The following is a 14,635-nucleotide window of genomic DNA, read 5'->3' on the forward strand; positions in this document are numbered from 1 at the left end:
TCCTCGTCGAAATTTCTTTGGGCGAGATCCGGGGCCGTCCCCCGGATTTTCTCGGAATCGCGGCCCGCTTGGCGAACTCCGAGGGGTTCATTCGCCCGTGCGAGACGAGGATTAAGAACCGCCGGGCATGGCGGTTGCACCGCCACGCTCTCGTCGCTAAGGTTTTGGTTACAGAACTCCCATTTCGACTGGCGAAACATGAGCGAGCTCACGAGCATGGCCGTGAAGAGTGCGAAGACGCCGACCACGTCGGTGGATGACCTGAACCGGATCGTCCACGCTAATCACTGGGCTCCGTTCTCCGTTCTCGGTTCGCATGAATGGAGCGACGGGGCCGCGCCGGCTCGCCTGATTCGGGCCTTCTTACCCGAAGCGAAAAACGCCTGGGTTGTCGACCTGTCGGGGGGCGAACCTGGTGTTCGCACTCCGATGGAGCAAATTCACCCCGACGGATTTTTCGTGGCGCATTTCCCGACGCGGACGGCCCCCTTTCCCTATCGGCTGGCGGTCGAGAGCCATGAGGGCTTCAGTTGGGAGTTCATCGACCCCTACCAGTTCGGCCCGGTGCTCAGCGATTTTGACCTCCATCTCCTGGGGGAGGGAACGCACTACCGGAACTTCGAGCGGCTGGGCGCGCACCTTCGCGACCACGAAGGCGTGGCGGGGGTCCACTTCGCGGTCTGGGCACCGAACGCCGAACGCGTGAGCGTGATCGGCAACTTCAACCACTGGGACGGCCGCCGCCACCCGATGCGGAGCTGTGGCGCCACCGGCCTCTGGGAGATCTTCATCCCCGAGCTCTCCCAGGGCGAAGTCTATAAGTTTGAGATCAAGAGTCGGGTCCAGGGCTACCTGGTCAAGAAGTCCGACCCTTACGGGTTCTCCGCCGAATTGCGGCCGGAGACCGCGTCGGTCGTCTGGGACGTGACCAACTTCGATTGGCACGATGACGAGTGGATGCGCGGCCGCCAGCAAGCCCAAAGCCTCAACAGCCCGCTTGCGATCTACGAGGTCCACCTCGGTTCCTGGCGGCGGAAAACCGAGGAGGGGAATCGCTTCCTCACCTATCGGGAGCTTGCCGACCAGTTGGTCGAGCATCTGAAGGAGACCAACTTTACCCACATCGAGCTGATGCCGGTTAATGAGCATCCGTTTGATGGCAGTTGGGGGTATCAGCCGGTTGGCTACTTCGCGCCGACCTCGCGATTCGGCACGCCTGATGACTTCGCCTACTTCATCGACACGCTCCATCAGAATGGGATCGGCGTGATCCTCGACTGGGTCCCCGCGCACTTCCCGCGCGACGTCCATGGGCTCGGCTTCTTCGACGGCACCCACCTGTACGAGCACGAAGACCCCCGGCTCGGTGAGCATCGCGACTGGGGCACGAAGATCTTCAACTACGGCCGGCCCGAGGTGCGCAACTTCCTCCTCGGCAATGCCCTGTTCTGGCTCGAGCGTTACCACATCGACGGCCTGCGCGTCGATGCCGTCGCGTCGATGCTCTACCTCGACTATTCGCGCAAGCCGGGCGAGTGGGTTCCCAACATCCACGGCGGCAACGAGAACCTCGAGGCGATCGACTTCATCAAACGACTCAACGAGCTCTGCCACGCCGAGCACCCAGGGGTCTTGACCATCGCCGAGGAGTCGACGAGCTGGTCAGGGGTTTCGCGGCCCACCTACCTGGGAGGCCTCGGCTTCAGTCTCAAGTGGAACATGGGCTGGATGAACGACACCCTTGAGTATATGTCGAAAGACCCTGTCTTTCGGAAGTATGAGCATGGGTCGTTGACCTTCAGCATGATCTACGCGTTCAACGAAAACTTCTTGCTGCCGCTGTCGCACGACGAGGTGGTTCACGGCAAGGGGTCGTTGCTCGACAAGATGCCCGGTGATCTCTGGCAGAAGTTTGCCAACCTGCGACTGCTCTACGGCTACATGTACGGTCACCCCGGCAAAAAACTCCTCTTCATGGGCGACGAGATCGCGCAGTGGCGCGAGTGGGGCCACGACACCAGTCTCGACTGGCATCTGCTCCAGTGGCCCGACCATCAGGGGATCAAGAATCTCGTCGGCGACCTGAACGCGATCTATCGCTCCGATCCCGCGCTGTATGAGGTCGACTTCGAGTGGCAGGGCTTCGAGTGGCTCGAGCTTCACGATTGGGAGAATAGCGTTCTCGCCTTCCTCCGGTCCGCGAAGGATCGGAGCGACTCGGTTGTCGTGGTCTGTAACTTCACGCCGGTCGTGCGTGAGGACTACCGGGTCGGCGTTCCCAGCGGCGGCTATTATCGCGAGATCCTCAATACCGACGCTCAGCGCTACGGCGGGTCGAACGTCGGCAACCAAGGGGGAGTCTGGGCCAGGCACGAGTCCCATGGAGGTCGGCCCTATCACCTCTCGTTACGCATTCCCCCCATGGCCGTCCTGTTCCTCAAGATGCCGACGGCTTCATGACCGAAAAAGCGGACACGGTCGCAAGGGGGCCGGGTGGTTGGACCCGGGGCACCCAGCGGTAGCAGGTCCGTTGCAGCTCCATCGGGTTGCAAAATGTGTGCATTGCTTTTCTGGCTTGCAATCGATGTCGGACAACCACCGAACGACGCTTTCCTCGCCATCGTCCATGGCGAGGAGAGCGTCGTTCGTTCGTTGAGCATGCTTGAATGGGATCCAATGATCGCTTGTTATCGTGAAGGCTCGTCCGCGAAATCTTCGAGGCGGGGGGCGTTCTTAGTCACGCCCGACTTGGCCTTGGCGGGGGCCGCCACCTCGGGTGTGCGCATGGTCTGGGGGATCAACTCGCTGATCGCGACGTCCCATTGCATCTGGCCGATCGCCACCACGGCCGTCTTCTTGCGGGGGTCGAGCTTGACGACTCGGCCGGGCCGATCGTAGCCGAATTTGGGGACGACCACTCGATCGCCGGGCTGGAGCCGGGCTCGCGCATCGGCGAGCCGTTCGTCGTTTTCCGCTTCGCGTTGGAGGTCGGTGAGCCGCTGGTTGAGTGCTTCCCGCGTGCGTTCCGCTTCGGATTGGGCGGTCAGAGCGGCCTGACGCGCGTCCTCGGCGTCCTTGCGAAGCTTCTGGAGGATCGCCAGCTCGGGAAGGTCCTGGCCCCGCCCTTGGGCCAGATACTTCGCCGCACGCGTGACGATATGTTCGGGCAGGCTAAGTCGACGAGCAATTTGCAGGGCGTTCGATTGGCCGATATCGCCGATATGTAGTCGATAGCGGGGCCGCAAGGTTTCCAGGTCGAACTCGACCGCGGCGTTCTCGACCCGAGGATTCGAGAACGCGTAGGTTTTCAAGTCGCCGAGGTGGGTGGTCACGATTGCTCGGGCGCCGATGCTGTCGATCTCGTCGAGGATCGCACGACCGAGCGCGGCCCCTTCGGCCGGGTCGGTTCCTGCTCCCATCTCGTCGAGCAGAACCAACGACTTCGCGGTGGCGCGTGCAAGGATCTCGGTCACGCGCCGCACGTGAGAAGAGAAGGTGGAGAGCGATTGCTCCAGGCTCTGCTCGTCGCCGATGTCCGCGAGCACCTCGTCGAAGACGGGGAGCTGCGACCCTTGATGTGCAGGGATGTGCAAGCCTGCCTGCGCCATGATCGCCAGGAGTCCGACGGTCTTGATCGCGACCGTTTTGCCCCCGGTATTCGGACCGGTCACGACCAGGGTCTGAAACTGAAGGCCAAGGTGGACGTCGATGGGTACGACGGTCCTCGGTTCCTGCGGACTCGCGACCGGGGGAGGAGCTGAGTCGGGGGCATTGCTCTCGGTTGGCGCTTCACGCGGCGGTTCGGGCACGCGAGGAGGTGCGGTGTCGCCTCGGAAGAAGGCTTCGAGGAGCGGGTGCCGCGCGCCGCGGAGCACCAGCTTTCCTTCCTCGTTGAAGTCGGGGGGCGTCATCCGGCCGTCGAGACTGTAACGTCCCCGCGCGTGGATCAGGTCGAGCTCGCCGAGCGTTTCCAGGCTACCCAGCGCCGATTCGGCGACCTGCCCGAGTTGGGCGCTGAGCCAGCGGAGGATCCGACGAATCTCCTTGGCTTCACGGGCGCGAATGAAGGAGAGCTGGGCGGAATGCTCGGCGATTGCCTGGGGCTCGATGTAGACCGTCTCATTGCTGGCGCTGGTCCGGTGGACGGAGCCTTGGATCTCGCCACGATGCTCTTTGGCGATCGGCAAGACATAGTGGTGGCCGACCATCGTGAAGTTCGGAAACCGGAGGATCCGCTTGATCTCGTTCGAGCGGAGCATCCTTCGGAGGGTCTCTTGAATCCGCTCCTCGACCTGGCCGATCTCGCGGCGCAACGCCGAGAGCTTACGGCTTGCGGTATCGAGGACGTTTCCTCGGCTGTCGAGGCACCCCTCGATAGCGTTGACGACCCCGGAAAACTCTCCGACCCCTTGCTTGAGCCCACCGAGCCGAGGGAACTCTTCGCCGATCCGCTCGAGCCACTGGTTGAGGTGGCCGATGGCGCGCAGGGTCTCGACCGATTGGGCGAGTTCCTCGGCGTCGAGCATCGCGCCGATCTGGGCGCGGCGGACTTGGGGACGGATGTCGTGCAGGCCCCCGAACGGAGGAGTGAGGCCGCTGGACAGGGCCTCGAGCATCTCGGTCGTGAGTGCCTGCCAGCTTCGGATCTCACCGGGATCGCGGCTCGGTTCCATGCGCCAGGCCCGCTCTTTGCCCAGCGAGCAGGCGGCGCGCTTGGCGACCAACGCGCGAACCTTGTCGAATTCCAGAAGCTCTAGCGTATGTGTGTCCATGACCCCTCGCGGCGCCCCACGTCATCTCAGCCCGCACGACCCGATTCTCCTGCGACACAACGCGGGAATTCGAGGTTCGCCTCCGGCTGATTATCGCACGCCGCAGTCCGTTCTGGCCATGTCGCCTGGAGCCGATGCGTAGGATCAGGTGAACTCATCGCGTGGTTGGAGCGGACGTTGCTTCGGTGCTCTTGGCCAGCAACTCCTTCCGCCAGGGACCGGCTTCGACGCCCAGATCCTTCTTGGTGATCTTCCGAAGCGCGTTCAGTGAAGCCAGACGGGTCGCAGGATCGGGGTGCTCCATTGAGTTCACGAGGACCTCGAGGATCCTCGGGTCCTTTGCCCTCATTTCGCCGAGCCCTTCGATGGCGGCGATCCGGCAGTCTTCCAAGGTGTCGACAGTCATGACCCGCGAGAGGATGGTCGCGTCGTCGGGCAGGCCGACCTGGCCGAGCGATCGGCAGGCCTGCGAACGCACTAATCCCTCGTTGTCGCCGACCGCCTTGATCAACGCTTCACGCGCCGCGGGATCGTGGAGCTCACCCAGAGTCCGGCAAATGACCGCGCGGGTCGCCACCGGTTCCTTGCCTTGCTCGAGCTTGTTGACCAGTGTGGCCACGGCCTCCTTCTTCTGCTCTTCAGAGTCATAGCAGTGGGGCGAGGCAAGCTTGTGATAGGCGAGGTAGCGGGTATTCGGGTCCGGGTCTTCGCGGACCTTCCGCAAGAACGACGCCGCGGTGGTGCCGGTGAAACCCGAACATCCGGCGAGTCCAGCCGCAACCAGTAAGGTCGCCGCGAGCGCCCGCCGATTCCCTGCGCAAAGAGTCGGTAACGTGCCGTCCATGACCGTTCCGCCTTAATGAATTCAACAGACTTAAGAGCGTTAATGGGATTGTCGAGTCGAGACGCTCGTGAGATGAAGACGCCATAGGTCGATCGTCGAGCCGAGTCGACAGGAGCCTCGGCGCGGCGGGCATCTTAATCCGAAGTGTAATGTCGGCCAAGGCCAACTTGTTGCGATCGGGATCAGCGGATCATCGGGATCATGGCGTGCCCATGGGCCGCTCCTTTATGATGAACCCGACAAATGGCCAGGGCCATTGCGACATCAACGTCGACGAGGGATTATTCGATGTCCGATTCCGTCAATCGCCGTCACTTTCTTTCCGTCAGCGCTGCCGCGGGGTTGGGCGCTTCGGTGCTCGGGGCGGCGGCCCCCGTGCCGGTGGGATCGAAACGGCCGATCGTGGTCGCCAGTGGGAATGGGCTGAAGACCGTCGAGAAGGCGATGGAGCGAATCAAGGCGGGGGCCGACCCCCTCGACGCGGCGATCGAAGGGGTCGCGATCGTCGAGGCCGACCCCGAGGATCACACCGTCGGCTATGGTGGCATCCCCAATGAGGAAGGGATCGTCGAGCTCGACGCGGCCGTGATGCACGGACCGACTCACGGCGGCGGCGCAGTCGCCTCGATCCGCAACATCATGCACCCCGCCGCCGTCGCGCGCCTGGTGATGAAGCGCACCGATCACTGCTTGCTCGTCGGCGAAGGGGCGCTCCGATTCGCGCGGGCTCATGGGATTCCCGAGACGAACTTGCTGACCGACGAAGCTCGGGAAATCTGGCTCCATTGGAAGGAGACCAACGGCAAGGACAGCGACTGGATCGCGCCTCCGGATGCGGAACTGTCACCGGCGGTCCGCAAGTTCTTCGGGATTCGCGAGCACGGAACCCTGCATTGCTCCGCGCTCGACACGCACGGAAACCTCGGCTGTGTGACCACGACCTCGGGTCTCTTCTACAAGATCCCCGGTCGTGTGGGCGACTCTCCGATCCTGGGCGCGGGCCTCTTCCTCGACAATGAGGTGGGGTCCGCCGGCTCGACCGGCCGGGGCGAGGCGAACCTCCTGAATCTCTCCAGCCACACCATCGTCGAAGCCTTGCGCCGCGGGCTCGCGCCCAAGGACGCGCTGCTCGAAGCCTGCAAGCGGATCGTGGCGACGAATCGCAATCCGCGACTTCGCGACGCGAAGCAGCGGCCGAATTTTCAGGTCAAGTTTTATTGCGTCGCCAAGGATGGACGGTACGCCGGGGCCAGTCTCTGGGCCGGTTCGAAGATGGCCGTGCACGATGGCGACTCGGCCCGCCTCGTCGATTGCGCCTCACTCTACGACGAACCCGATCCCGAGCCGAACTGAGCGGAACGGAACTCAGCCGGGCCGGGAGGATAATCAGCCCAAGACGGACGGTCTGATTAACGAGCATGTGAGAGAAGGTGGCTTCCCACTTGGCGGGAAGACTTCAAGCCGTTACCTCCTGGATCGATGTCCGGCGGCAGGAGGTTTACCCGCCAAGCCGGAACCGGCGGCCCGCGTGGGACAACCCCGACGCGGCGTCGGTTCGTGACCGCGGACGCAAGCCGATGAGGATTTCCCCGGACGGGTTCGGGGCCGAGCAACCACCCTCGCCGCGGCGCGGGTGGTTGTGCTCTTAAATGGAAAAATGTAGATCTGCGTAATTCTTGGAGACGCCCGCCTCACGGACTCTGGCGTGTGGGTTGGGTGCAACCCGTGCCGTCTACGGCCTGAATGCAAATCAAAGGAAGACCAGCTCCACTGGCTTAGCGCCGGCCTCTGGCCTCTTGGCTTGCGATGTGGCGCTTCGCCGAGGCCGATCCGTGTGCCTCGGCTGATCGCGATTCCACTCAAGCTGTGCGGTTAAAACGGAGAAAGGCCCCACCTCCGTGGCTCTCGTCGCCGCCCCTCTCACACGACTCTCTCTGGTGAGGGGCGGGACCGAGCGGGTTGAGGTGAAGCCTAGGTGGTCAGAGCGACCATGCGATCGGTGCGCCGGAGCGAGAGTTCGCCTGCTCAGGCGGTGGGGTTCGACGATGCGACGTGCTTTTCGCCAGCCTTGGAGACATGGTAACGGATGTGGCCGCTGACCTTGTCTTTCGCACCCTTCTTGATCAGCTTCTTGGTGGCGAGAGTCTCCAGGGACTTCGCTTCAGCCTTCTTGTCGGCCAGGTAACCTTCCTCCTTTGTACCGTGGACGACCTTGAGCAGGTCGAGCTGACGGTCGGTCAGCTTGACGACCGCAACCTTCTTGGGAGCGGCTTTCTTCGTGGTGGCGGCGGCGGCCTTCGGCTTGGGCGTGCCGGCCTTCGAAGCGGTGGCCGCCTTGACGACCGGAGCCGTCTTCGCGGCCGCGGCGGTCTTCGTTGCGGCGGTCTTCGTCGCGGCGGTCTTCGTCGCGGCCGGCTTCGCCGCGGCGGTCTTCGTCGCGGCGGCCTTCGTCGCGGCCGGCTTCACTGCGGCCGGCTTCACCGCGGCGGCTTTTGTCGCGGCCGGCTTCGCCGCCGCTGCAACCTTCTTCGGGGCGGCCTTCGTTTGGGAGGCCGAGGGGCTAGTCTTCTTGGTGGTCGCTTTCTTCTTCACCGCCATCGCTTCGAACCCTCGCATCAAGGTAGTACTCATTGTGGACCGGCACCAAACCACCGATCTCACCTGTCACTTCATAGCGAAATATATCAGGACCGGGAAGACGAAGATGGGTCGCCTCCAAATGGTTTTCTCGCGATTCCTCTGAAAACCGGCTCAGTATCTCCAACGTATTCAAGAATCTTGAGTCTGAGGAAAGCTGGAAAATCCATATGCGACGACAAATGCATGTGCGGTGAAATCGATGTTAGGCTTCGCTTTTCCCTGATTTCTTGAAGATTCACCGAGAATGATTGAGGTTCGATGATGGTCAAAGAGGCTCGCATTCGATCGCACCTGCCATGAACTTCACGAGTCTCTCGCTCTCGAAAAAAAAATTGCGAGAAGCGCCGTTTTCTCGCGGGTTTTGTGCTGAACGGCAAGTGAGAACGAGACCGGTGCAAGGACACGAACGAGTCTCGTCTTGTGTCGATGCGTCGGCCCGAGCCGCCCGCCACGCTCTTTTGAAGTGGGGATCTTTGCGGTCCGTCGGGACTCGCAATCTGGCGAACGTCTTGAGGCTCGGAGCCTGACGTGATCGCACGCCCCGAGGCGATTAGGTGACGAGGCCTCGCCGTGGTGACCGCGTGCGCGGTTGAAAAAGCGAGCGAATTCGTCGGAGCGAAACGCGCGAAGCTCGATCCATCCGAGTCAGGATCCGTTGGCAATCAGCCCGCATAAACCTCTCGACCTGCAACGTTGCGAGGACCGGAGGATGCCGCTTCTCTCGTTTCGTCTTTCCCGCTTCAAGCCCTCGGGTTCGCAACGGTGAACCGAGGCATGATCGATCCGCTCGCGGTCCGGCAGACGCATCAACCAAGTTGTCACTCCCGATTTTTCGGGGTGGGTTGGTCTCGATCAGCTACGGGCATTCATGTTGTGCCGGTTGCGGGGAATTTGACGATTCGTATTGATATTCTTGAAGGTCGCGTTGCGTGAGGTGGTGTCGTCGAACCCACGTGAAAAAGGGAGGACGGTGCGGCTTTGGTTGATCCTGCACCGACGCGCGAACCGGAGCGCCCTCGGGGCTGATGCTCGCTCACTTGCCTCGGTTCGCGGACGGAGGTCGCACGGGCCGTGGTCGAGATGAACCGGACGCGGCGTGGGGAGTCATGAGGGGGCGAACTCGGAGCTGATGCGTCACTGGCCCGGGGCACACTCGCGGGCTTCCGCCGTGAATCTGGGGGACGCGCCGCGACTTCTTTTGTTTCCCGGCTCAAATTTGCCGACAGAGATCAGTCTCTGAGCGGGGCCTTGAACTCACGATCGGAGCGCTGACTCTGACGTTTCTTTCGCCCACGCGTTGAGGACCGTCGATCGTGAGGGCTGCGAGTCGTTGGTTCTCAAGGGAAGGGCCCTGGAATGGCGGGTTTCTCCGTTGGGGCGGGATTGCGAGGACGGTCGTCGTCGTTCGATTGTGTCGAGGTGATGAAGACCCCGTTGCTGGACTTGAAGCCGGGGCGAGAATGCCTTACCTTGGCCTCTGTGTAATTTCATCCGATGCGCGGTCGTGGTGACGCGACCGGTGGGGAAGCGCGAGACGTTGCACCGGCCACTTCCCGGGTGGGATGCCGGTTCAGGAGGTGTCAGCGAAACCGATGTACGTACCCAAGCAGCTTTTCTTCACCAAAGGGGTTGGCGTCCACCGCGAAAAATTGACGAGCTTCGAGCTCGCTCTGCGCGATGCCAAGATTGCCTGCTACAACCTCGTCCGTGTCTCGAGCATTTTCCCCCCCCACTGCGAGGTCGTCTCGATTGAGGATGGGTTGAAGCACCTCGAGCCGGGACAGATCGTGCACTGCGTGATGAGCGAGAGCGCGACGGCCGAGCCGAACCGCTTGATCGCCGCCAGCGTCGGTGTGGCGATTCCGCGCGATCGGACCACGTTCGGTTACCTCTCCGAACACCACTCGTACGGCCAGACCGCCAAGATCTCGGCGGACTATGCCGAAGACCTCGCCGCCGAAATGCTCGCGACTGTCCTCGGGGTGGAGTTCGACCCGAACAGCTCGTGGGACGAAAAGCGCGAGATCTGGAAGATTGCCGACGTGATTGCCGACACCAGCGAAGTGACGGCTTCGGCCGTGGGTCATAAAGGGGGACACTGGACCACCGTCGTGGCGGCGTCGATCCTGCTGCCGTGAATGAGCGAAAGCCGAGAGAGGTCCAAACGACGATGACGGAACCAGGTAACCCCCTCAGTGTCCTCCAGCAGGTCAGTCAGCACCGGATCGCGCCTCCGGCCGTTTCCGGATCTGACCTGGCTGCCGACCTGATCGATCAAGCGTTTCTCAGCTACAACGCCGGCAGACTTCGCGAAGTCTGTCAGGTTTTCACGCGAAAGATGCTCGAGCCCAATTGCACGGTCGGGCTGACAATCTCGGGAGCGCTGACTCCCGCGGGCCTGGGCATGAGCTGCTTGATCCCCTTGGTCCAAGCCGGCTTCGTCGATTGGATCGTCTCGACCGGCGCGAACCTCTACCACGACACCCACTACGCGCTCGACCTGCCGCTCCACCAGAGCCGGCCGAACCTCGATGATTTCGCGCTGCGTCAAAACGATATCATTCGGATTTATGACATCGTTTTTGACTATGCGACCTTGCTCGACACCGACGCGTTCTATCGCGAACTGATCCGCGACGACGTGTTCGCACGCACGATGGGGACCGCGGAGTTCCACTATGAAGTGGGCCGCTACCTCCATGGCCGGGCTCAAGCCCTGGGGCGTCCCGCCAACAGTCTGCTGGCGGCCGCCTACGAGGCGGCGGTGCCAATCTACACGTCCAGCCCCGGCGACAGTTCCATTGGGATGAACCTCGCCGCGCTCAGCCTCCAGGGTGGCAAGCTCCAGATTGACGCGCTCCGCGACGTCAATGAGACCGCGGCGATCGTTTATAACGCCAAGCGGAACGGCGGCGAGTCGGCGGTCCTGATCCTGGGCGGCGGTAGCCCGAAGAACTTCATTCTTCAGACCGAGCCGCAGATCCAGGAAGTGCTCGGGTTGGCGGAAAGTGGCCACGACTACTTCCTCCAGATCACCGACGCCCGGCCCGACACCGGCGGTCTCTCCGGCGCCACGGCCAGCGAGGCGATGACCTGGGGCAAGGTCGACCCCGAACGGCTCCCCGACTCGGTGACCTGCTACACCGACAGCACGATCGCGTTGCCGCTCCTCACGGCCTATAGCCTGGCCCGGCACGCCCCGCGGCCGCTCCGTCGGCTCTACGACCAGCGCGAAGCGAGCTATGAGGCGTTGCGCCTGGAATATGAGAAGCACCGCGCCGAGGGGGAGCCCGACCCCTCCGCACGCAAGACGTTGGGCTGAGGCGGTCGCCATCCGTCCCTTCGTGCCCCTGATCACCCCCATCATTCCCGTCAACGACGATGAGCCCGATCCGACCGCCGTCAACCAGGCTGCCGGAATTCTCCGGCGGGGCGGGCTCGTCGCGTTTGCAACCGAAACGGTTTATGGCCTCGGGGCTGACGCCACAAACCCCGAGGCCGTCGCGCGGATCTTCCAGGCCAAGGGAAGACCATCGTTCAACCCCCTGATCGTGCATGCCGACCGAGTCGAGATGGCTCGCGACTGCGTGCTGCAATGGCCAGAGAGTGCCGATATTTTGGCGCGTTGCTTCTGGCCGGGGCCGTTGACGCTCGTGCTGCCTCGCGCGGCGATCATCCCCGACGTGGTCACCGCCGGGCGAGACACGGTCGGTGTGCGGATCCCCGATTCAGGGGTCGCCCGCGCCTTGATCGAAGCGACCGGCCGGCCGATCGCCGCCCCCAGCGCGAACCGGTCGACCGGAATCTCTCCGACCGAAGCCTGGCATGTCTCAAATGATCTCGACGGCAAGATCGACCTGATTCTCGACAGCGGACAAACCGGGGTCGGGATCGAGTCGACGGTGCTCGACCTCACCACCAGCCCCCCTCGAGTTCTTCGCCCCGGGTCGATCACGGTCGAGCAAATCCGTGAGGCGCTCGGCCGCGAGGTGCTTGGCCAGGCGGATCGACCGCCCGAGGCGCAACCGCATTCGAGTCCCGGTCAGATGGACGTGCACTATGCGCCGAGGACTCCGACGTTCCGGGTCGAGCACGTTGCAGTCGACGCCCTTCCAAGGGAAGGGCGCTGGGTCTTGATCTCGCTGGGCGAAACGTCGATCGCCGACGCTTCGTCGATGGGTCGACCTGACCGGCACATCCGGTTGTTGACGCCCACCGAGGCCGAGTCGTCGCTCTACTCTCACCTCCAGTCGATCGATTTGAGCGGGATCGATTTCTTGGTCATCGTTCCCCCCCCGGACGAACCGCGCTGGTTGGCGATTCGGGATCGGATCTGGCGAGCCTCACGGCCCTGGCCGGCCGGTCGCCAAGATTCGGCGAACGGTGAATAGGATTCGCCATTTTATGGAATGATAAAAGGCTGATTCCTTGTTGGGCCGTGCCAACCCTCCAAGAGACTCGCGATTATTCGAACAGCCGGCGCTGCTCGTCGAACGGGAACAGGTCGGTGTCGGACACGGGTTCGGGAAGATTGAGATGGCGATAGGCCGCGGGCGTGGCGCGTCGGCCTCGAGGCGTTCGGACGATGAAGTGGCGGCGGAGCAGATAGGGCTCGACCTCGTCGGTCAAGGTATCGATCGCCAGGTTCATCGTCGCCGCGAGCGCTTCGGCTCCGCTCGGCCCGCCGCGGAAGACCTGGATCAAGGTCTCCAGGTAACGCCGGTCCTGCTTGTCCATGCCTTCGGCGTCGACCTCCTGCATATCGAGCGCATCGCGTGCGATCGAGAGCACGATGTGTCCGTCGGCTCGGGCGGTGGCGTAGTCGCGCACCCAGCGCAGGCGGGCATTGGCGAGCCGAGGGGTGCCCCGGCTCCGCCGGGCCAGTTCCCAGGCGGCGTCCGGCGTGATCGTCGTCCGCAACTTCTCGGCGTTGATCGCGACGATGCGCGCCAGGTCGTCGACGTCGTAGAATTCCAGATGCTCGTGCATGTGGAAGCGGTCGCGCAACGGTCCTGAAAGCATGCCGCTTCGCGTCGTGGCCCCGATGATCGTGAACTTCTTGAGCGGGAGGTTGATCGTCCGCGCCGCGATCCCTTCACCCAGGACCACGTCCACCCGGAAGTCTTCCATCACCGGATAGATGAATTCCTCGACCGTCTTGGGGAGGCGATGGATCTCATCGATGAACAGGATCGACCCTTCGACGGCGTTGGTCAGGTAGGGCATCACGTCCATCTTCTTGTCCAGCGCAGGGCCGCTGGTCATGTTGAGCTCGACCCCGAGCTCATTGTGCAAGACGGTCGCGAACGTCGTCTTGCCCAACCCGGGCGGTCCATCAAAAAGGATGTGGGGGAGCGGCTCGCCGCGCTTCTTCGAGGCTTCGAGCGCGATCGAGAGTCGCTCGGCAACGCTCCGCTGGCCGACCACCTCGGCCAGGGTTTGCGGGCGGAGCTTCTCGTCCATCTGATCGACCGGCCGACCTTCCTCGCGGTGCAGGTTCGTGTTCCGGTTCGGTTCGGGAGCGTCCCCCCCCTGTCCTCCCTTGATGATCGGCTCGCGCATCGGACAATCCTTTCAGACGGTGATCGGCCGGGACCGGGACCGCCCTGTTGTTAGTCGGGCTGGCGCTGTTGCTGGTAGATGGCGTCGATCATGTCGGCCACGCTCTTATACTTCTTCTTGCCCGTGAGGACGCGGTCGATTTCCCGTCGCGCTTCGCTCTCGTTATGGCCGACGGAGAGTAGCGCGGCAAAGGTGTCGCGGATCACGTCGGGTTCGACGTTTTCCACGGTGCCGTTTGACTCGGCCGCGGTCCCCTCGGCGGCCGCGGCCTGCCCGACGATGAGCGTGAACTTCCCGACCTTGCGACGGAGCTTGGCCACGATCCGCTCGGCGGTCGCCTCGCCGATCCCGGGGAAGGTCGAGAGCATCTTGACGTCCTGGTCCTGGATCGTGCGCGCGAGCTCGCGGACCGGCCGGACCATCGCCCGAAGCGCCTTGCGTACCCCGACCCCGTCGACCGAGCAGAAGATGTCGAAGAACTCGCGGTCGATCGCCGACAGGAAGCCGACCAGCCGGGGAGTCATCCGTCCCCCCATCGCGTTGCCTTCGATGTAGAAGATCGTGTGGAGACTGACAATCTCTCCCAGTTGGGTCTGCATCTTCCTTCGCGTGTACTCGGGGATGAGAACCTCGATCTCCATCGGGTCCACCGCCAACGTCAGCACTTCCTCGGCCACCGAGCGAAGTACGCCTCGAATCTGCGAGATCACGGGCGGTTCCCCCTCTCCATCCTTAATTCATCTGTTCTGTGGTTTTGTTCACTATTATGCCCGCAAGAGGGCCGCAAGACAAGGGCGATTCCGGCCGCCCGAGCCTG

10 protein-coding genes are annotated in these 14,635 nt (G+C 63.1%); 5 read left to right on the forward strand and 5 right to left on the reverse strand.

The genetic code is table 11. The annotated features are described in order from the left end of the window. Nucleotides 1–198 precede the first annotated feature (198 nt). Nucleotides 199–2,460 (forward strand): 1,4-alpha-glucan branching protein GlgB, encoded by a 2,262-nt coding sequence (gene glgB / locus BUS42_RS30490; protein ID WP_254053896.1) that lies wholly within the window; start codon nt 199–201, stop codon nt 2,458–2,460. A gap of 227 nt (nt 2,461–2,687) precedes the next feature. Here glgB and BUS42_RS30495 read toward each other — a convergent pair whose 3' ends face one another. Then, nucleotides 2,688–4,772, reverse strand: coding sequence for an endonuclease MutS2 (locus BUS42_RS30495; protein ID WP_074313378.1), 2,085 nt, complete (start codon nt 4,770–4,772; stop codon nt 2,688–2,690). 154 nt (nt 4,773–4,926) lie between these two features. Beyond that, on the reverse strand, nt 4,927–5,616 hold the full coding sequence (locus BUS42_RS30500; RefSeq protein ID WP_074313379.1) for a HEAT repeat domain-containing protein: 690 nt from the start codon (nt 5,614–5,616) through the stop codon (nt 4,927–4,929). Between the two features lie 288 nt (nt 5,617–5,904). Between BUS42_RS30500 and BUS42_RS30505 the strand changes: the two genes are divergently transcribed. After that, nucleotides 5,905–6,969, forward strand: a complete 1,065-nt coding sequence (locus tag BUS42_RS30505; RefSeq protein WP_074313381.1) for a N(4)-(beta-N-acetylglucosaminyl)-L-asparaginase — start codon at nt 5,905–5,907, stop codon at nt 6,967–6,969. Nucleotides 6,970–7,641: 672 nt separating this feature from the next. On the opposite strand, the gene BUS42_RS30510 is transcribed toward BUS42_RS30505, so the two are convergent. Beyond that, nucleotides 7,642–8,232, reverse strand: a complete 591-nt coding sequence (locus tag BUS42_RS30510) for a hypothetical protein (RefSeq protein WP_074313382.1) — start codon at nt 8,230–8,232, stop codon at nt 7,642–7,644. 1,616 nt (nt 8,233–9,848) lie between these two features. Here BUS42_RS30510 and BUS42_RS30515 point away from each other — a divergent pair. Genes BUS42_RS30515 through BUS42_RS30525 form a run of 3 tightly spaced genes read left to right on the forward strand, consistent with a single transcriptional unit; the run spans nt 9,849 to nt 12,647 of the window. Further along, a complete protein-coding gene (locus BUS42_RS30515) occupies nt 9,849–10,394 on the forward strand; it encodes a pyruvoyl-dependent arginine decarboxylase (RefSeq protein ID WP_074313383.1) in 546 nt (181 codons plus the stop codon). A 32-nt stretch (nt 10,395–10,426) separates the two neighbouring features. Continuing rightward, on the forward strand, nt 10,427–11,578 hold the full coding sequence (locus BUS42_RS30520) for a homospermidine biosynthesis protein (RefSeq protein WP_074315509.1): 1,152 nt from the start codon (nt 10,427–10,429) through the stop codon (nt 11,576–11,578). A 22-nt stretch (nt 11,579–11,600) separates the two neighbouring features. Continuing rightward, nucleotides 11,601–12,647, forward strand: a complete 1,047-nt coding sequence (locus tag BUS42_RS30525) for an L-threonylcarbamoyladenylate synthase (RefSeq protein ID WP_074313384.1) — start codon at nt 11,601–11,603, stop codon at nt 12,645–12,647. Nucleotides 12,648–12,720: 73 nt separating this feature from the next. On the opposite strand, the gene ruvB is transcribed toward BUS42_RS30525, so the two are convergent. Together ruvB and ruvA are read right to left on the reverse strand one after the other, a co-directional pair. Continuing rightward, on the reverse strand, nt 12,721–13,818 hold the full coding sequence (ruvB, locus tag BUS42_RS30530) for a Holliday junction branch migration DNA helicase RuvB (RefSeq protein WP_074313385.1): 1,098 nt from the start codon (nt 13,816–13,818) through the stop codon (nt 12,721–12,723). A gap of 50 nt (nt 13,819–13,868) precedes the next feature. Further along, nucleotides 13,869–14,528 carry a Holliday junction branch migration protein RuvA gene (gene ruvA / locus BUS42_RS30535; RefSeq protein WP_074313387.1) on the reverse strand — a complete coding sequence of 220 codons (660 nt, stop codon included), beginning with the start codon at nt 14,526–14,528 and terminating at the stop codon, nt 13,869–13,871. Between the last annotated feature and the right edge of the window lie 107 nt (nt 14,529–14,635).

The organism is Singulisphaera sp. GP187, from assembly GCF_900129635.1.
Taxonomy (GTDB): domain Bacteria; phylum Planctomycetota; class Planctomycetia; order Isosphaerales; family Isosphaeraceae; genus Singulisphaera.